The organism is Corynebacterium sp. HMSC05D03, from assembly GCF_001807205.1.
GTDB classification, from domain to species: Bacteria; Actinomycetota; Actinomycetes; order Mycobacteriales; family Mycobacteriaceae; genus Corynebacterium; species Corynebacterium aurimucosum.
The window spans coordinates 222,825-241,524 of the sequence record NZ_KV788168.1 but is presented as its reverse complement, the minus strand read 5'-3'; the positions used below and the strand labels follow the sequence as shown (position 1 = coordinate 241,524).

Genomic DNA, 18,700 nt, shown 5'->3' with positions numbered 1-18,700 from the left:
GTAGTGGTGGGGGAGAAGAGAGTGGACGTCTTAGTCCTGCTTGCCAAAGACCGGGTTGTGTACCTTGTCCAGGTTGATGTGGACGGCCTGCTGATCGGTGTAGAAGTCGATCGAACGGTAGCCGCCCTCGTGGCCCAGGCCGGAGGCCTTGACACCACCGAACGGGGTGCGCAGGTCACGGACGTTGTTCGAGTTGAGCCACACCATGCCGGCCTCAACGTTCTGGGCAAAGTTGTGGGCGCGCTTCAGATCCGAGGTCCAGACATAGGCGGCAAGGCCGTACTTCGTGTTGTTGGCCAGCTCGAGTGCTTCTTCGTCGGTATCGAACGGGGTGATAGCAACGACGGGGCCGAAAATCTCTTCCTGGAAGATTCGTGCATCCGGCTTGACGTCAACGAAGACGGTCGGCTGGACAAAGTTGCCTTCCTCGAAGCCTTCCGGGCGCTCACCGCCGGCGGCCAGGGTGGCCTCCTGCTTGCCGATCTCGATGTAGGAGGTGACCTTCTCGTAGTGCTCCGGGTGTACCAGGGCACCGACCTCGGTGGTCGGATCGGAGGGCAGGCCCACCTTCACGCGCTTAGCCTGGGCGGCGTAGCGCTCCACAAACTCATCGTAGATATCGCGCTGAACCAGGATGCGGGAGCCAGCGGTGCAACGCTCACCGTTGAGGGAAAAGACGCCGAAGATGCAGGCATCGATCGCGGTTTCGAGGTCGGCATCACTGAAGACGATGGCGGGGGACTTGCCGCCCAGCTCCATCGACAGGCCCTTGAGGTGAGGAGCTGCGTTGCCGAAAATGATCTGGCCGGTGCGAGACTCGCCGGTGAAGGAAATCAGAGGAACATCCGGGTGCTTAACCAGCGGGTCGCCTGCATAGCCTTCCTCACCGAAGCCGTTGACCAGGTTGAAGACACCCTTCGGCAGGCCGGCCTCCTCGAAGATGCCCGCCCACAGCTGTGCAGAGAGGGGAGTGAACTCAGCAGGCTTCAGGACGACGGAGTTACCGGTGGCGATGGCCGGGGCGAGCTTCCAGGACTCCAGCATGAACGGAGTGTTCCACGGGGTAATCAGGCCCGCCACGCCAATCGGCTTGCGGTTGACGTAGTTGATCTGGCGGCCCGGTACCTTGTAGGCGTCGTCAGCCTGGGCGACGATTAGGTCAGCAAAGAAGCGGAAGTTCTCCGCTGCACGCTTAGCCTGACCGTTGGCCTGAGTGATGGGCAGGCCGGAGTCGAAGGATTCCCACGCGGCAAGCTTGTCTGCGCGGCTCTCGACGATATCCGCAATCTTGTTGAGCACACGGGCGCGCTCACGCGGCAGTGCCTTGGACCACGGGCCGTTCTCGAAGGCCTCCTTCGCAGCAGCGACAGCCTTGTCAATGTCTTCCGGCTTGCCGGAGGCGGCCTTGATGTAGGTTTTATTGGTTACCGGATCCAAGACCTCGAATTCATCACCGTCGATCGACGGGACGAACTCGCCGTTGATGTAGTGAAGGATCTTCTCGGGGAGATCGGTGGGCTTAGCAGCATCGTTGTTGATAGCCATGGGTGATTTCGACTCCTTAGTCGTTTTTCTTGCGATAGGTGCTGAGAGTGGTCAGTCGGTGTTGCCTGGCCACTTTTTCTATGTAGGCGGGTTCCGCGCCAGCCTCGATGAGACTGAGCAATTGCTCGTGCTCGCGCGTTGACTCTTGAGCTCTTTCGGGCACATACCGAAAGGTAGAGACGCGGTGGTATTCCAATTGCTTCCACTGGTCCACCACCAAGTTCTTTAGCCTCTCGTTCGGGCACTTGGAGAAGAGAACGCTATGAAATTCTTTGTTGAGCTGGGTAAATTCTTCTGGATCGTGGTGGATATCGAGCTCCTGCATGCGCTGGTTGATCTCCTGCGCCCGGGCAATATCCTCCGCATCGAGATACGGTGCGGATTGGGCCGTGGCATTTGCTTCTAGCGTGGCCACGATGTCCATGGATTCGTAATAGGCCTCGCGATTGTAGGTGGTCACACTGGCACCGACGTTGCGCTCGTAGGTGACCATCCCTTCCGCTTCCAATTGCCGAATGGCTTCGCGGACGGGAACCACGCTGATACCCAGTTCCTCCGCGATTGTTGCTAACACGAGGCGATACCCGGGCTCATACTCGCGAGTACGAATCTTGTGACTTATCCAGTTATAGGCCTGTTGGGACTTGCTTTCCCCAGCTGATAGTGCAGGTTCCGTCATTGACCACCCGCCTTTCCATCACGGAACGCGATATAGGCTTCCTTATTCGCTCCGGTCGGCGGGAAGAGCCCATCCAAGCTGGCGCCTTCCTCCACTCGGGAAGCGACCCATTCGTCCTCGTGCTCCTTGGCCAGCGCAGCTTCGGCGACTTCCGCGGCGATGTCGCGAGGAATAACCACGACGCCATCGTCGTCACCAACGATGATGTCACCCGGAAGAACGGTGGCGTTGCCACAAGAAACAGCGATATCGCTGTCCCACGGGACATGCTTGCGGCCGAGCACGCAGGGGTGCGCGCCCTGGGTGAAGACGGGCAGGCCAATCTCCTTGACGGCCTCGTAGTCACGCACGCCGCCGTCGGTGACAACGCCGGCAGCACCGCGGACCTTCGCGCGCAGCGCCAAAATGTCACCGAGTGTTCCGGAACCGGATTCCTGGCGGGCCTCGATGACGATGACCTCACCCTCCTTGACGGTGTCGAAGACCTTCTTCTGCTCGTTGAGACCACCACCGTGGGACTTGAACAGGTCCTCGCGGCCGGCCACGAAGCGCAGGGTGCGGGCAACGCCCACCATCTTGGTTCCCTTCGCCTGCGGGTACACGCCTTCGATCACGGACTGGTTGATGCCGCGCTTGCGCAGCTGAGCGGACAAGCCGGCGGTCGGGGCCTTCTCCAGGGCCGCCTTGAGCTCTGGATCGAGGCCGACCTCACCCTTAGGAGGAAGGCCGGCGGATTCGCGGTCACCGTAGGCATCTTCGCGCTGCTTATCGTCCACGTAGGGCAGGTTGCCCAGCTGCGGATCGAAAGAGGCGGGGACCTCCTTCACGGTGGTCTTCAGCTTGCCGGAGCTCACGCCTCCTGGCACATCAACTTCGACCTCAACGACGTCACCAGGCTCGATGACGGAAGAGCCAGCAGGAGTGCCGGTGAGGATGATGTCACCGGTCTCCAGTGTCATGTGCTGGGAAAGGTCGGCCACAAACTGGGCGAGGGGGAAGATGAGGTCTTCGTCGGAGGACGTACCCTCTTGGACAACTTCTCCGTTGACCCACGTACGCAGGCGTAGGCCCTTGGGGTCGATCCCCTGGGCGTCGATAAGCTCCGGCCCAATGGGGGTGTATCCATCGCGGGACTTGGAACGGGTGTTGGAACCTTTGTCCTGCACCTTGTAGTCATACAGCCCAATGTCGTTCGACGCGGTCACGTAGGCAACGTGCTTCCACGCATCCTCAAGGGAGACATTGCGGGCCGGAGTGCCGATGATGAGTGCGATTTCGCCTTCGAAGGCCAGCAGTTCAGTTCCTTCGGGACGCTCGACAATCCCGTCCGACTCAGCCAGCGTGCTTGTCGCCTTGAGGAAGTAACTCGGGGTTTTGGGCCAGCGGCCGCGCTGTGCCGCGCGGGACTCAAAGGCCACATGGACGGCGATCATTTTGCCCGGTTTTACCGGCAAGAACTCAGGTACAGCCATGAAGAATCCTTAATTGTGAACAAATCCTTGCCCAGATCGTATATTATCCCTAGCAGCACCGCAAGTGGTTCAACTCACACGCTTTTCCGTATATGGCACACCCCATGCCGAAAGGAATCACATCATGTCGCACACAGCTGTCACGCCGACAATTTCGACGGCCGAACGCCGCCGTGTCGTCGCCGCGACGACCATCGGTACCGCTATCGAGTGGTACGACTACTTCCTCTATGCAGCGGTGGCCGGACTCGTGTTCAACCACCTCATGTTCGGCCCGCTCGAAGGTGGCCTGGCCACCATCATCTCCTTCCTGACCGTTGGCTTGTCCTTCCTATTCCGCCCAGTTGGCGCGTTCCTAGCAGGGCACTTCGCCGACCGCTTCGGACGCCGCGTGGTCCTCATGGTCACGCTCATCGCCATGGGCGGTGCGACCACCCTGATTGGTGTTCTGCCAACCTATGAAACCGCCGGCATCTGGGCGCCGATTCTCCTCATCACCTTGCGCATCATCCAAGGCATCTCTGCTGGTGGCGAATGGGGTTCCGCGGTGCTCATGGCGGTGGAACACGCCCCGACTGACAAGCGCGGCCTTTACGGCGCAGGCCCCCAGATCGGCGTGCCCGCCGGCCTGCTGCTCTCCTCCGGCGTGCTGTCCATCATGAACACCATCGCGCCTGGCGACGCCTTCATGGACTGGGGCTGGCGCGTTCCCTTCCTCCTCTCCTTTGCCCTCGTCTTGGTGGGCTACCTCATCCGCATGGGCGTCGACGAGTCCCCAGTATTCGCGGAGATTGCGGAACGCGAAGAGGAAGAAGCCACCAACCCCATTGGCACGCTGTTTAAGAAGTTCACCCCGCTCGTCCTCGTCGCCGCCCTCGTCTTCGCGGGTAACGGCACCGTCGGATACATGACTACGGGCGGCTACATCCAGCGCTACGCCACCGACCCGGAGGGCCCCGTCGCACTCGACCGCGGTGATGTCCTCAACGCCGTGACCGTGTCTGCCTTCTCGTGGGCCTTGACCACCTTGTTCGCCGGCTTCATCTCGGACTACATCGGCCGCCGAAATACCTACCTCCTGGGATTCATCTTGCAGGGCATCGGCGCTGCCGCCCTCTTCCCGCTGGTCAATACCGGAAGCCTCGGTCTCCTCTACGGCGCACTCCTCTTCCTCACCGTGGGCCTGGGCCTGACCTACGGTGCGCAGTCCGCGATGTACGCCGAGCTTTTCCCCGCCTCTATTCGCGCCACCGGCGTCTCCATTACCTATGCCCTCGGCTCGGTCCTGGGCGGCGCCTTCGCCCCCATGATCGCCGCCGCGCTCGTCGAGGCAACGGGTACCACTTTTGCGGTGTCAGGCTACCTCGTATCCGCTTCGATCGTCGGCTTCATCTGCACCTTCATCCTGCGCGAACGCAAGGGGATAGCCCTCGGAGCAGAGCACGAGGCCGAGCAATCCCAGGGTCACTTCATCTTCAGCCCGCGCTAGACGACGCCCCTCCACCCATGCGCTCCCCTTTCTGCACAAGCCATTGTGCGCGGGGAACGCATCATATATGATTCTCATATACGACCCAGCTCACATCCTCTTGACGCCTTGAACTGAGTCACCAACTCAACGAGCGAAGCTCACATAGAAGTGGGGGAGCAGCCGCTACCCCCATCACTCTCTTTGTTCTCGTCAACTACAACCGCTAACTAAGGAGTCCACAGTGCAGTTCCACCACAACGGCTACGTTTCGGAAGATCCCCGCGTGCACGAGCCTGCCGGATACGGCATCGATCGCGTCGCTGAACTTCCGGATGAAATGGACGTTCTCATTGTGGGCTCCGGGCCAGCCGGCATGATCGCCGCAGCGCAGCTGGCCATGTTCCCGGACGTCAATACGCGGATCATCGAGCGCCGCCCACACCGCCTCGAGCTAGGCCAAGCCGATGGAATCCAGTCCCGTTCCGTGGAGACCTTCCAGGCCTTCGGCTTTGCCAAGGAAATTACAGAAGAGGCCTACGAGATCACGGAGATGTCTTTCTGGAACCCGGATCCGCAGGATCGGTCCAAGATCATCCGCGGCGCTCGCCCCATCGACGACGAGCAGGGCATCTCTGAATTCCCCCACCTCATTGTCAACCAGGCCCGCGTGCTGGACTACTTCGCTCGCTATGCGCACCGCGCCCCGGGCCGCATCACTCCGGACTACGGCTGGAACTTCGTCTCCCTTGAGGTAGGGGAGGGCGAATACCCGGTAACGGTCCACCTCGAGGATGTCGACGGCAACCCGCGCGACGTACGCGCCAAGTACGTCGTCGGCTGTGATGGTGCTAAGTCCCGCGTTCGCAAGTCCATCGGCCGCTCGCTCAAGGGCGACCAGGCCAATCACGCATGGGGTGTCATGGATGTCGTGGTTGACACCGACTTCCCGGATTGGCGCACCAAGTGTGCCATTCACTCCCAGGCCGGCTCAATCCTGCACATCCCGCGTGAGGGCGGCTACCTCTGCCGCATCTACGTCGACCTCGGCGTCGTGCCCGAGGATGACAATCACAAGGTCCGCTCCACCCCGATTGAGAAGATCATCGAGAAGGCCAACGAGATCTACTCGCCCTACTTCATCGACGTCAAGATGGTTGCTTGGCACTCCGTCTACGAGGTAGGCCACCGACTCGTCGATGCCTTCGACGATAACGACGAGGACCCGCGCGTCTTCCTTACCGGCGACGCCTGCCACACCCACTCAGCAAAGGCCGGTCAGGGAATGAACGTTTCCATGCAGGATGGCTTCAATATCGGGTGGAAGCTCGGCCACGTCCTCGACGGCCGCGCCCCGAAGGAACTCTTGACCACCTACCACGGCGAGCGTCAGCCAGCTGCTCAGAACCTCATCAACTTCGACCGCGAGTGGTCCACCCTCATGGCCACACCTACCGAAGAGCTCGATGATCCGGAGGCAGTGGAGAAGTACTACGTCGCCGCGGAGGAGTTCGCCGCTGGCATGATGACGCAGTACGAAGACAACCTGATTGTCGGTACAACACAGCACCAGGACCTTGCTACCGGCTTCCCGGTAGGCAAGCGCTTCAAGTCCTTTGAGGTCCTCCGCCGCTGCGATGCTTACCCTCAGCACCTGGGCCACCAGCACACCGCCGATGGCCGCTACCGCATCTACGCCTTTGCCGATGCCCCCAAGGCCGGCGAGAGCTCCACTCTGAGCGAGTGGGCCGAGAAGCTCGGTCCCATCCTGGCCGCGTTCACCCCGGAGGGAGCTGATGAAAATACCTACTTCGACGTGAAGGCTATCTACCAGCAGACCAACCATCACGACTATGAGATTCTTGACGCCCCACTGTTGTTCCGCCCGCGCAACGGCAAGTTCAACATTCCGAATTGGGAGAATGTCTTCAACGCTCTCCCTGGCGACAAGGACATCTTCGATGCCCGCGGAATTTCCCGCGACGGAGCGGTGGTCATCGTTCGCCCGGACCAGTACGTAGGCGCTGTTCTCCCTCTCGATGACCCATCAGCAGTCGAGGACTACTTCTCTTCCGCGCTCATCAAGCTCAAGTAAGCTCCACTCAAGTTCAACTAGCTTTACGCTTAGAGGGCCCAGCGTTGTGCTGGGCCCTCTTTTTATGTCACCGTCAAACCTTCACAAAGGTGCTAGACCCACGAACAGAAAGAAACCTAGGTGCTGCCAAACACAACACCTAGGTTTCACGTGAAACAACCACGGAGGATCGCTACTGCAAAAGGGTCCTATCGGACGTAGCGCCCTTAATCTTCGCAAACTCCGCCATGAGATCCTCCACCGTGAGCTTCGCCTTCTGCTCAGCGTCGGCGGAGTAAATGATCTCTCCCTCATGCATCATGATGAGGCGGTTTCCCACCTGCAGCGCCTGTGCCATATTGTGCGTCACCATCAGCGTGGTGAGCTGACCTTGTTCCACGATGCGCTGCGTCAAAGTGGTCACCAGCTCCGCGCGTTGCGGGTCGAGAGCAGCCGTGTGCTCATCAAGAAGCATCACCTTCGGGTTAGTAAAGCCGGCCATGAGCAATGACAGCGCCTGGCGTTGACCGCCGGAGAGCAAGCCCACCTTCGTCCCAAGGCGCTCCTCCAAGCCCAGCTCGAGCGACTCTAGCTGATCCACAAAGACAGCCCGGCGCGCGGAATTGAGCCCCAGACCGAGTCCGCGCTTCTTGCCGCGCAAATAAGCGAGCGAGAGGTTCTCCTCAATCGTCAGGTTCGGTGCTGTACCCGCCATGGGGTCCTGGAACACGCGTCCGACTTTCTGCGCACGCTTGTGCTCCGGCTGGCTGGTCACATCCTTGTTGTCGATCGAGATTTTCCCAGAATCCGGGGTGAGCCGGCCCGCAATCGAGTTCAGAAGAGTTGACTTTCCCGCACCGTTTGAACCGATAACCGTGACGAAGTCACCGGAGGCAAGCGCCAGGGAGACGTCGCGAAGCGCACGGCGTTCGTTGACTGTCCCCGGAAAGAAGGTCTTTGAGATCTTGTCTATGTTGAGCATGATTTAGGCCTTCCTTTTGCCGCGTACCCGCGTCATGCGAGGCACCAGGAGAGCAACAATAACCAGCAGCGCCGTGATGAGCTTCATGTCATTCGGGTTGAGGCCCACCTGCAAAGCGGCGAAGATGATGAGTCGGTAGATCACGGAGCCCAGTGCCACCGCCACGACAGCCATCCACAGGCGCGACTGGGGGAGTACCGCCTGCCCCAGGATGACGGAGGCAAGACCCACCAGAATGAGACCAATACCCATCGAGATATCGGCAAAGCCTTGATATTGCGCGATGAGCGCACCGCACAGACCCACCAGGCCGTTGGACAAAGCCAAGGTCAGAATCTTGGTGAAATCCGTCGACACGCCAAAGGAGGTGATCATCTGTTGGTTGTCGCCAGTGGCGCGCAACGAGAGGCCCAAGTCCGTAGACAGGAACCACACAATCAGTAGGCAGAGCAGCACCGAACCCACAGCAAGCAGCCCCACCCCGGCCCAGGTTCCCATGACCGCATCCAGCGGAGTGAAAACCGAATCCTGCGTCAGCAACGGCACGTTAGCGCTGCCCATGATGCGCAGGTTGATGGACCACAGACCGATCATCGTGAGGATGCCAGCAAGCAGCCCATCGATGCGGCCCTTCGTATGGAGGAGTCCGGTGATGCAGCCGGCCACAAATCCGGTGCCGAAACCAGCCAACGAGGCCGCGAAGGGGTTGACCCCATTCGTAATGAGCACGCCGGCCGTCGCAGCCCCGGTGGTGAAGGAGCCATCGACAGTCAGGTCTGGGAAGTCAAGGACGCGGAACGTCAGGTAGACGCCTACGGCCATGACCGCATAGATGAGACCTAGCTCGAGTGCTCCAATCACAGCGTCTCAGCCTTGTCTAGGATCTCCTGCGGCACCTCAATGCCCTGTGCCTTCACTGCGTCTTCGTTGATCACGTAGGTGTATTCAGAAGCGGTTTCCACCGGAGTTTCGGCCGGGTCAGCGTCATCCTGCAGGATCCGCAGCGCCATCTCACCGGTCTGGCGGCCCAGCTCCTTGTAGTCGATACCAATGGTGGCTGCAGCACCACCTTCGACGGCACCGGAGTCCGCAGCGATGACCGGGATGGTCTTGTCATTCGCTACCTTGATGAGCGAAGAGATGCCGGAGACGACCATGTTATCGGTCGGAATGTAGATGGCATCGACATCACCCAGTGCCTCCACGGCCTGGGGGATCTCCGTCACGGAGGTCACCGTCTGCGACTTCACTTCAATCCCCTTCGGCTTGGCTGCTTCCGTCAGCTGCTCCACCTGCACCTTGGAATTCACCTCAGCGGAGGAGTAGACGACGCCCACAGATGTGGCGTCTGGGACCAGCTGGCTAATGAGCTCTACCTGCTCCTCGATGGGGGCGGCGTCGGAGGTACCAGTGACGTTCTTGCCCGGCTTATCCAGCGACTCCACGAGCTCCGCCTCCACGGGGTCCGTCACCGCAGTGAACAGCAAAGGCTTGTCCTTGATGGACTTGCTCATTGCCTGACCGGCTGGGGTAGCGATGGCCAGGTAGAGATCGTGGTTAGCATTCGCCATCTGCTGAGAGATGGACACCGCGGTGCCTTGCTCGCCATTGGCGTTCTGAACATCCCAATCCACGTCCACGCCCGCCTCCTCGAAGGCTTCTTGGAAGCCTTCTGCGGCGGCGTCGAGGGAGGGGTGCTGAACCAGCTGATTAATTCCGATGGTGTAGGAGTCTCCGCCTCCGGAATCCCCGCTGGCGCTTTCCGACGACGAGGAGCAGCCCACGAGGGCAACAGTGCTCAGAGCGATAGCTGAGAGAGCAGCAGCAGTTTTAGAGAACATAGTGGTCCTTTTCTACTCAAGAGTGACAGTAGTGACCGTTATTTAATCCTCTTTTCACCCTTTTAAGCAGCAGTTTTATGAATATTTTTCCCGCGCGGGGGTACTATTAGTCCTACAAAAGCTATAGGCCTACAGTTTTAGAGTGTTACATCACACACTCTAGCTGCATGTTTCCTATATCACTTGCAGTTCCATGGCCCCGTACCACCATGAGGCCACGGGGGTACCCGAATGACCTTTATCTGTACGGCAGAAGGTATCGGTGTTAGAGTCAGTGATGTGAAGAACACATTTAACCTTTGGTGGTGGCGCGCGTAACCCGCGGGCCTCGTTCTTCTCCCATATTTAAGGCCCGCAGCTGCGGGCTTTTCGGCGTTTTGCTCTCTTGCGAAGCTCGCGGCAGCACTCACTATCGTTAAAGAAAGACACAGGATGCCGTATACAGCCCAACGCGAGGTCAGGTACATACCGGACGCCAGCGCGCTCTTTTATGCCCTCGCCACTCCGCAGGATTCCCTGCTCTTAGAGTCCGCCGACATCGAGTCCAAGAAGAACCTCACCTGCATCGCCATCACCAAGGCGGCACTCAAGGTGGTGTGCCGCGGCCAGGAAGTCACCGCAACGGCCTTAACTCCGTCCGGGCACCTACTCTTAGATGAACTTCGTCAGGACTTCCGCTCCAGGATGAGCCAGAACGGTGAGGGCAGCGCCACCTTTAGCTTCGAGCTCTCAACCGAGCACGATGAGCGCGCCCGCCTCCGCGCCACCTCAACTGCAGATATCCTGCGCACACTGCAGTTTAGCCAGCTCTATTCCGGCGAGTCGCTGCCTTTCCTTGGTGGGGGATTCGCCTTCGACTATGTCGATACCTTCGAGGCACTGCCGCCGGTTCCTGATGGCCCTAACGAATACCCCGACTATGAATTTCTGGTAGCCGAGCACGTCCTCACGGTGGACCACCTGACGCAGAAGGCAAGGATTGAGGGATGGGGCGTCGACAAGCACGCGCTCGAAGAAGAGCTGGACCGGGCCGTTGTCACCGTACCTATTACTCCAGAAGCCCCGGCACCGCGCGAGACCATTCGCGCACGCGCTTCCATTGATGACGCCGCTTTCCGCCGCCACGTCGAGCGCCTCCAAGACAACGTACATGCAGGCGATATCTATCAGGTCGTGCCCTCCCGCGCGTTCAGCCTCGACTGCCCGGATGCCTTTGCCGCCTACCGCACGCTGCGAGAGACCAACCCCTCGCCGTATATGTTCTACCTGCGCGGTACCGAGCACGAGCTTTTCGGCGCTTCCCCCGAATCCAACCTGAAGTACACGGCCGCTGACCGGCAGGTGCAGCTCTACCCGGTCGCCGGCACCCGCCCGCGTGGTGCGACCCACGAGCTGGACATCCGCAACGAACTCGAGATGCGCACCGACTCCAAAGAGGTCTCGGAGCACATCATGCTGGTTGACTTAGCGCGCAATGACCTTGCCCGCGTCGCCGTCCCCGGCACCAGAAAGGTCGCCGACCTGCTCCAAGTGGACCGCTATTCCCGCGTGATGCACTTGGTCTCCCGCGTCGTCGCGACGCTGCACGAGGATTTCGACGCCCTCGACGCCTACCGAGCCTGCATGAACATGGGAACGCTGACCGGCGCACCGAAGCTGCGTGCCATGGAACTCATCCGCGAAACCGAAGGCACTCGCCGCGGCTCCTTCGGGGGTGCTATCGGTTACCTGCGCGGCGATGGCTCGATGGATAACTGCATCGTCATCCGTTCCGCCTACGTCAAGGATGGCACGGCCGTCGTCCAGGCCGGTGCGGGAGTCGTGCGTGATTCCGTTCCGCAGTCCGAAGCCGATGAAACCGTCCACAAGGCCTACGCGGTGCTCAGCGCCATCGCCCAGGCCCACAACGCAAACCTGGAGGTCATCCGATGAACCCGCACGTCGTCCTCATCGATAACCACGATTCTTTCGTCTACAACCTCGTCGACGCCCTCGCGGGATATAACACCACCGTCTTCCGCAACACCGTGCCGGTGGAGGAGGTCCTCGCCGCCCAGCCCGACATCATCATCCTTTCGCCCGGCCCCGGCCACCCGCGCGACGCCGGATCGATGATGCAGCTTATCGACGCCTCCCTCGGCCGCATCCCCATCCTCGGCATCTGCCTGGGCTTCCAGGCGCTGCTCGAGCATTGCGGCGGCACGGTCAAAGCCTGCGGGCCGGTGCACGGTTCCTCTGTTCCCACGACGCTAACCGACGCTGGCGCGAAGCACCCGCTCTTCCAAGGGCTCACTACTGATTCCGAGCCAGATAACCCGAACTACGTGGGCCGCCTCGTCCCCGTTGCGCGCTATCACTCCTTGGGCTGCGCGAACATTCCCGCCCAGATGCGCAGCCTCGCGGAGACCGACACCAATATCGGCCCTGTCACCATGGCGGCGGAAACTCTCGACGGTATGGCCCTCGGCCTGCAGTTCCACCCAGAGTCTGTCCTCACGCCGACGGGACCCATCATCATCGAACGCTGTATCAAACAACTTTCTTCTCTCCCCACTATGGAAGGAGCCAAGTAATGACTAATAACCACGCCCTCAAGACACTGCAGGAATTCCTCGACATTTCACATCCAACGCTCGAGCAAGCTATCGAGGTCTTTACCCCACTGACAGTAGGGGAGTACGACGACATTCATATCGCCGCTCTCCTTACCCACATCCGTACTCGCGGCGAAACCTTCGCCGATGTCGCCGGCGCGGCGCGCGCCTTCCTCAATGCTGGGCGTCCCTTCCCAGTCACCGGAAAGGGACTCATGGACACCGCAGGGACCGGTGGCGATGGCGCTAACACCATCAACGTCACCACCGGCGCATCTCTCGTCGCCTCCGCCGGCGGGGTCAAGATGGTCAAGCACGGCAACCGTTCCGTATCTTCCAAGTCGGGTTCCGCCGACGTCCTTGAGGCCCTCGGCATCCCGCTCGACCTCGATCCGGACCGCGCGGTCCGCCAACTCGAAGCCTCGAATTTCACGTTCCTCTTCGCTCCTGCGTATAACCCGGCAGTTGCTCACGTGCAACCGGTACGCAAGGGACTCGGAATTTCAACCCTCTTCAACACCATGGGTCCACTGCTCAGCCCGGGCCGCCCAGAGTTCCAGATCATGGGCATCGCCAATCCCGAGCAGGGCCAGCTCATCGCTGAAGTATTCAAGGATCTTGGCCGCACGCGCGCGCTCGTCGTCCACGGCGCGGGTACCGATGAGATTGCCGTCCACGGCACCACCCAGGTCTGGGAGCTTCGCGACGGCTCCATTAGCCACTACGAGCTCACCCCGGAGGACCTCGGCATCTCCCGCCACGAGCTCTCCGACCTCGCCGGCGGCAACGGTGAAGAAAACGCAAGGGCCCTCCGGGCGGTCTTCGCCGGTACCGGCAAGCCTGCCCACCACGACGCGATCGCCGCCACCGCCGGCGCAATGTTCTATCTCAATGGCACTACCGATTCCATCCACGAGGGCGTCGCGCATGCCGACCAACTCATTAAGGATGGAACCGTCGCCGCATGGCTGAAGAAGCACGAGGAGGCGAACTATGGCTCTGCCGACCGTGCTTGAAGGGATCGTCGCCAAGCGCCGCACGCATCTGCCCGCAATCCGTGAGCGCCTGGCACACGTTGATTTAGCTGCTCTCCCGCGCTCAGAACGTTCCTTCTACGATGCACTCAACGGCACTAACCGTTTCATCATGGAGTGCAAGTCCGCCTCGCCATCACTGGGGCTCATTCGGGAACACTATGAACCTGGGGCCATCGCTCGCGTGTATTCGCGCTACGCCTCAGCCATTTCGGTGCTGTGCGAACCGGATCGTTTTGGTGGCGACTACGACCATCTGCAGACTGTGGCGCTATCCACGCACCTGCCCGTCTTGTGCAAGGACTTCATCGTTGACCCGATCCAGGTTTATGCCGCGCGCCATTTCGGCGCCGACGCCATTTTGCTCATGATGTCGATCGTCGATGACGACACCTACGCAGAACTCAAGCAGCTCGCGGATTCCCTTGGACTTGATGTCCTTACCGAAGCAATCACCGAGGAGGAAGTCGCCCGCGCCACTTCCTTTGGCATCGATGTCATCGGAATTAACAACCGCAACCTCCACGACCTCAGCATCGATCTCACACGCTCCGAGCGCCTTTCACACCACGTCCCGTCTGGCAAGGTCATCGTGTCGGAGTCCGGTATTCGCGATAACCAGACCGTTCGCCGCCTGGGATCTCACGCCAATGCCTTCCTCGTTGGCTCTCAGCTCACCGGCGCACCGGACATCGACCGCGCCGCCCGTGAACTCGTCTATGGGCACAACAAAGTTTGCGGTCTCACTTCGTGGTCTGCGGCCCAAGCCGCCCGCGCCGCCGGTGCGATCTACGGTGGTCTCATCTTCGAAGAGGAATCACCGCGCAATGTTTCACGTGAAACTGCACTCGATATCATCGCTCATGAGCCCGACCTCAGCTATGTCGCGGTCTCACGTCGCACTGCGGGTTGGGAGGAGTTGGCTATCGATGGCATCTCCGCCTTGCAAATCCACGCGCCTTACCAGGGGAGCACAGAGGCCGAGCTCGAACTCATTGAGTCCGTCCGCGCAGTAGCGGGGGAGCGCCAGGTGTGGCGCGCCATCGATATGACTGCACCCCATGGCCCCACCCTTGCCGCTGCGCTTGCCAACGCCGCCGACATGCTCATCCTCGACTCGGGCGCCGGCGGCACCGGTACCTCCTTCGACTGGACAACTGTCCCGGACGAGGTCAAAGCAAAGTCACTTCTTGCTGGGGGCCTGAATCCAGAGAACCTCACCCAGGCGCTTCGCGTCGGCACCGCCGGATTGGACATCAATTCAGGGGTCGAAGTGAACGGTCGAAAAGACAGTGCACTCATCGCTCAGGCCTTCCATATCATTCGTCACTTTACGTATTAATCCCCAACCCGAGCCCTAGCAACAGCCCGAGACAAAAGGACTATCATGACCAACGATCAGGACACCAGGGAGACCATTCTTCCCGCCTACTTCGGTGAGTTTGGCGGACAATTTGTTCCCGAATCACTCATCCCAGCACTCGACCAGCTCGAGCACGCCTTCGTCGACGCCCAGAATGACCCGGCCTTCCGCAAGGAACTTGCCGGCTACCTACGGGACTACCTGGGCCGTCCCACGCCGCTCACCGAAGCGACCAAACTTGGCGGAAAGGCACGCATCTTCCTCAAGCGTGAGGACCTCGTCCACGGCGGTGCACACAAGACCAACCAGGTCATCGGCCAGGCGCTCCTAGCCAAGCGGATGGGAAAGACGCGCATCATTGCCGAAACCGGCGCGGGCCAACATGGCACCGCGACCGCTCTCGCCTGCGCTCTGCTCGACCTCGACTGTGTGATCTACATGGGTGCCAAGGACGTCGAGCGGCAGCAACCCAACGTCTACCGCATGGAACTCATGGGCGCCAAGGTGATTCCCGTGGATTCCGGCTCCGGAACCCTCAAGGATGCAGTCAACGAAGCTCTCCGCGACTGGACCGCCACCTTCCACGAATCCCATTACCTCCTCGGCACCGCAGCGGGACCGCATCCCTTCCCAACGATCGTCCGCGAGTTCCACAAAGTGATTTCCGAGGAAGCCAAGGCCCAGATGATCGAGCGCACCGGCGGGCTGCCAGATCTCGTCGTCGCGTGCGTCGGTGGCGGTTCCAACGCCATCGGCATGTTCGCGGACTTTATCGACGAAGAATCTGTCGAACTCGTCGGCGCTGAGCCTGGGGGAGAAGGACTCGATTCCGGGCACCATGGCGCCACTATCAATAACGGAACCATCGGAATTCTTCATGGCGCCCGCTCCTACCTCATGCGCAATGCCGACGGACAGGTAGAGGAATCCTATTCCATTTCGGCCGGACTCGACTACCCGGGCGTGGGCCCACAGCACGCCCACCTCGCACAGACCGGCCGAGCCACATATGTCGGCATCACCGACGCCGAAGCTCTCGAGGCCTTCCAGCTCCTCAGCCGCCGCGAGGGCATTATCCCCGCCCTCGAATCCTCGCACGCCCTGGCCTATGCGTTGAAACGCAAAGATGAAGACATCACCATTCTCGTTTCTCTTTCCGGGCGCGGTGACAAGGACATCGATCACGTCCGCCGCACCCTCGACGCGCACCCCGAATTCAAGATCACGGAGGACAAGTAATGAGCCGCTACGAGAAACTCTTCTCCAGTCTCGCTGCCCGCAATGAAGGGGCTTTTGTCCCTTTCATCATGCTGAGCGATCCCGACCCAGAAACCGCCCTCACCATCGTTCGCGCGGCCGTCGCCGGTGGCGCTGACGCGCTCGAACTCGGCGTTCCCTTCTCAGATCCGGTCGCCGACGGTCCCACGATCCAGGCCTCACACATCCGCGCCCTCGCAGGCGGCGCGACGGTAGATTCTGCGATCGAGCAAATCCGCACAATTCGAAGCGAGTTCCCAGACCTGCCCATCGGCATGCTCATCTACGGCAACGTCCCCTTCACTCGGGGGCTAGAAACCTTCTATGCCGAGTTCCAAGAGGCCGGCGCCGATAGCATTTTGCTTCCCGACGTCCCCGTTCGCGAAGGCGCCCCCTTCGTCGACGCAGCCGACCGAGCAGGAATCGATCCCATCTTCATCGCACCCGCACAAGCCTCCGGGAAGACCCTCGAGGGCGTAGCGAAGTACTCCAAAGGCTACATCTACGCGATCTCGCGCGACGGCGTCACCGGCACCGAGAAGGAATCGGAGACGCGCGGGCTCGATGAAGTAGTGAGCAACGTGAAGCGTTTTGGTGGGGCACCGATTCTCCTCGGCTTCGGAATTTCGACTCCCCAACACGTCGCGGACGCTATCGACGCCGGTGCAGCCGGCGCGATTACAGGATCCGCGTTAACAAAGATCGTTGACGCACACCTTGACGAAGATAATCGACCCACCGAGATGCTCGCTGCTGCAGTTACCGACTTTGTCTCGAAGATGAAAGCTGCCACTAAGCCCACCGAGCCCTAGTCAGGCCTCATCTGCACTTTGCCGGGTAGCGTTTCGGGCAACGATAGCTAAAAGTGAGATGTCTAGCGACCTAGAGCAGTCCGCCTCCCGACGGCCTCTTTCATCACGCTGCGCGCCACCGCGCACCCCGATGGAAGGGGCCGTTTCACGTGAAACCGTGCCCTAACCGAGTGCACAGGCAGTGAGCCTATCGGTATCGAAATAAGCGACGGCCAATAAACCTCAGTCCACCTTCCCCATATGACTCCTTAATTCTCTGTGAGCTTCTCGATGCTTTCGCAGGCTAAGTGCTTAGAAGGGGATATCGTCGTACCCATTCGAGTAGCGTTCCGCAGGGTCCGTCTTGTCGAATATTTCGACCATCTCTCCGCCGTCCACCTCAACTTTCAAAGCTCGCGCCTCTTCGTGCATCTTGCGACGGTGCGCAACCACATCTTCCGCAATGGTCCGGGCCCACACCTTCGAGGCTGGTGCCAACGGGCCGGTTGCCTCAGTTACGGCCCAAGTTCCGTCCTCGTACAACCACACAACGTCACCAGTAACCGGGTCCAGGATGTAGAACGCCCGTCCATCTGTTTTCATGTTGTGGTGATGCTGGCAAAGAGCAACCAAGTTTGAGGCATGCGTTTGGCCGCCATCGGAATAGTTAATCCGGTGGTCCAGCTGACATGTCCATGCCGGACGATTACATCCGGGCGCACGACAGGTACCATCGCGCCCCTCGACATACTTTCGGGTAAATTCAGAAGGCTGATAGCCATCGCACGGTCCTGGAGCTTCACTAAAGTCCCGCGTCACTGTTTTCGACGCTGGAACCCCCTCGCCGGTCCACCCATGTCCCTGCACGTAGACTGGAGCCCCCTCCACGTCAGTAGCTTTGTATTCATGTACGACGACCTTTCCCGCCTCAGGCTGAACTTTGCCCGTAATGAGTAGAATCAAGGCATCCGCCATTGAAACGTCATGCTCTTTGGCGGCAAGCTTAATAGTCTCGTGGATTACGACGCCGACCTTGCTGTCCACCTCAAGCTCAATCGACGCACGCTCTCCCCGAGTAAGAAGCGAGTAGCGATTCTTTTTCCGCTTGTCCCGGAACTCGATTGAATCATCCAAGACTTTGGCGATGTCTCGCACTTTTCGCCGAATCTTTTCAGCACTGGGGAAGACCTGGTTCGGTTTAGTCGGCGTTAGCCACGCCGAAAGTTGACTGTCAATTTCGGCGACCACCGATGAGAGAGGGTTCCCGAGTTTTGTCATTACCTGATCGATAGCGACCAGGGCGTGCATATCGAGCAAGAACTCAGCATCTTGCAGAACCTTTACTCTCGGCAACTCACTGAGACGGATTAATCCCATGACATTCCGCGCCACATGCGCAGGAGACTTTCCTGTCTTTTGCCCTATACGCAAAAAGGCAGTATCTGAATCGGCATCGAGCGGCGGTTGGACACTAGACCAAAACTCGTATTCTATTCGCCGCATGAGTTGGCCCGCCATGCATTCTGGATCGTGCGGGTTTGAGTGAGAAAAGTACGCAGTAGGTACTGACGTTGAAGAGTTTGTTGTGGTTCCCACGGGT

Annotated in this window: 15 protein-coding genes; 8 read left to right on the top strand and 7 right to left on the bottom strand. The window is 60.0% G+C overall.

Features of this window, described 5'->3' with window-relative positions; genetic code table 11:
- Nucleotides 1-30 precede the first annotated feature (30 nt).
- The 3 genes from hpaE to HMPREF3147_RS03540 are packed head-to-tail and all read right to left on the bottom strand — an operon-like array spanning nucleotide 31 to nucleotide 3,696.
- Nucleotides 31-1,545 (bottom strand): 5-carboxymethyl-2-hydroxymuconate semialdehyde dehydrogenase, encoded by a 1,515-nt coding sequence (hpaE, locus tag HMPREF3147_RS03550; protein WP_070444599.1) that lies wholly within the window; start codon nucleotides 1,543-1,545, stop codon nucleotides 31-33.
- 16 nt (nucleotides 1,546-1,561) lie between these two features.
- Nucleotides 1,562-2,224: a GntR family transcriptional regulator gene (locus tag HMPREF3147_RS03545; RefSeq protein ID WP_070444597.1), complete on the bottom strand. Its 663-nt coding sequence runs from the start codon at nucleotides 2,222-2,224 to the stop codon at nucleotides 1,562-1,564.
- The gene (locus HMPREF3147_RS03540) at nucleotides 2,221-3,696 is read right to left on the bottom strand and encodes a fumarylacetoacetate hydrolase family protein (protein ID WP_070444595.1); all 1,476 of its coding nucleotides are present in this window, start codon (nucleotides 3,694-3,696) and stop codon (nucleotides 2,221-2,223) included. The genes HMPREF3147_RS03545 and HMPREF3147_RS03540 overlap by 4 nt, the downstream gene beginning before the upstream one ends.
- Nucleotides 3,697-3,820: 124 nt before the next feature.
- On the opposite strand from HMPREF3147_RS03540, the gene HMPREF3147_RS03535 reads away from it, so the two are divergent.
- Entirely contained in the window at nucleotides 3,821-5,185 is a 1,365-nt protein-coding gene (locus HMPREF3147_RS03535; RefSeq protein ID WP_070444593.1) for an MFS transporter, read from the top strand.
- 223 nt (nucleotides 5,186-5,408) lie between these two features.
- Nucleotides 5,409-7,259, top strand: a complete 1,851-nt coding sequence (locus HMPREF3147_RS03530; protein ID WP_070444591.1) for an FAD-binding monooxygenase — start codon at nucleotides 5,409-5,411, stop codon at nucleotides 7,257-7,259.
- A gap of 172 nt (nucleotides 7,260-7,431) precedes the next feature.
- Here HMPREF3147_RS03530 and HMPREF3147_RS03525 read toward each other — a convergent pair whose 3' ends face one another.
- The 3 genes from HMPREF3147_RS03525 to HMPREF3147_RS03515 are packed head-to-tail and all read right to left on the bottom strand — an operon-like array spanning nucleotide 7,432 to nucleotide 10,061.
- Nucleotides 7,432-8,220 carry an ABC transporter ATP-binding protein gene (locus HMPREF3147_RS03525; protein WP_070444589.1) on the bottom strand — a complete coding sequence of 263 codons (789 nt, stop codon included), beginning with the start codon at nucleotides 8,218-8,220 and terminating at the stop codon, nucleotides 7,432-7,434.
- Nucleotides 8,221-8,223: 3 nt separating this feature from the next.
- A complete protein-coding gene (locus HMPREF3147_RS03520; protein WP_070444587.1) occupies nucleotides 8,224-9,081 on the bottom strand; it encodes an ABC transporter permease in 858 nt (285 codons plus the stop codon).
- Nucleotides 9,078-10,061, bottom strand: coding sequence for an ABC transporter substrate-binding protein (locus HMPREF3147_RS03515; protein ID WP_070444585.1), 984 nt, complete (start codon nucleotides 10,059-10,061; stop codon nucleotides 9,078-9,080). The genes HMPREF3147_RS03520 and HMPREF3147_RS03515 overlap by 4 nt, the downstream gene beginning before the upstream one ends.
- Before the next feature lie 432 nt (nucleotides 10,062-10,493).
- On the opposite strand from HMPREF3147_RS03515, the gene HMPREF3147_RS03510 reads away from it, so the two are divergent.
- Genes HMPREF3147_RS03510 through trpA form a run of 6 tightly spaced genes read left to right on the top strand, consistent with a single transcriptional unit; the run spans nucleotide 10,494 to nucleotide 17,121 of the window.
- Entirely contained in the window at nucleotides 10,494-11,993 is a 1,500-nt protein-coding gene (locus HMPREF3147_RS03510; RefSeq protein ID WP_070444583.1) for an anthranilate synthase component 1, read from the top strand.
- Complete coding sequence (locus HMPREF3147_RS03505; RefSeq protein ID WP_070444581.1) at nucleotides 11,990-12,634, top strand: anthranilate synthase component II; 645 nt, start codon at nucleotides 11,990-11,992, stop codon at nucleotides 12,632-12,634. Before HMPREF3147_RS03510 ends, HMPREF3147_RS03505 begins: the two co-directional genes overlap by 4 nt.
- Nucleotides 12,634-13,671 carry an anthranilate phosphoribosyltransferase gene (gene trpD, locus HMPREF3147_RS03500; protein ID WP_070444579.1) on the top strand — a complete coding sequence of 346 codons (1,038 nt, stop codon included), beginning with the start codon at nucleotides 12,634-12,636 and terminating at the stop codon, nucleotides 13,669-13,671. The genes HMPREF3147_RS03505 and trpD overlap by 1 nt, the downstream gene beginning before the upstream one ends.
- Nucleotides 13,649-15,031, top strand: coding sequence for a bifunctional indole-3-glycerol-phosphate synthase TrpC/phosphoribosylanthranilate isomerase TrpF (gene trpCF / locus HMPREF3147_RS03495; protein WP_070444577.1), 1,383 nt, complete (start codon nucleotides 13,649-13,651; stop codon nucleotides 15,029-15,031). Before trpD ends, trpCF begins: the two co-directional genes overlap by 23 nt.
- A gap of 45 nt (nucleotides 15,032-15,076) precedes the next feature.
- Nucleotides 15,077-16,291: a tryptophan synthase subunit beta gene (gene trpB, locus HMPREF3147_RS03490; protein ID WP_070444575.1), complete on the top strand. Its 1,215-nt coding sequence runs from the start codon at nucleotides 15,077-15,079 to the stop codon at nucleotides 16,289-16,291.
- Nucleotides 16,291-17,121, top strand: coding sequence for a tryptophan synthase subunit alpha (gene trpA / locus HMPREF3147_RS03485; RefSeq protein ID WP_070444573.1), 831 nt, complete (start codon nucleotides 16,291-16,293; stop codon nucleotides 17,119-17,121). Before trpB ends, trpA begins: the two co-directional genes overlap by 1 nt.
- A 291-nt stretch (nucleotides 17,122-17,412) precedes the next feature.
- On the opposite strand, the gene HMPREF3147_RS03480 is transcribed toward trpA, so the two are convergent.
- Nucleotides 17,413-18,618: an HNH endonuclease signature motif containing protein gene (locus tag HMPREF3147_RS03480; RefSeq protein WP_246815713.1), complete on the bottom strand. Its 1,206-nt coding sequence runs from the start codon at nucleotides 18,616-18,618 to the stop codon at nucleotides 17,413-17,415.
- Between the last annotated feature and the right edge of the window lie 82 nt (nucleotides 18,619-18,700).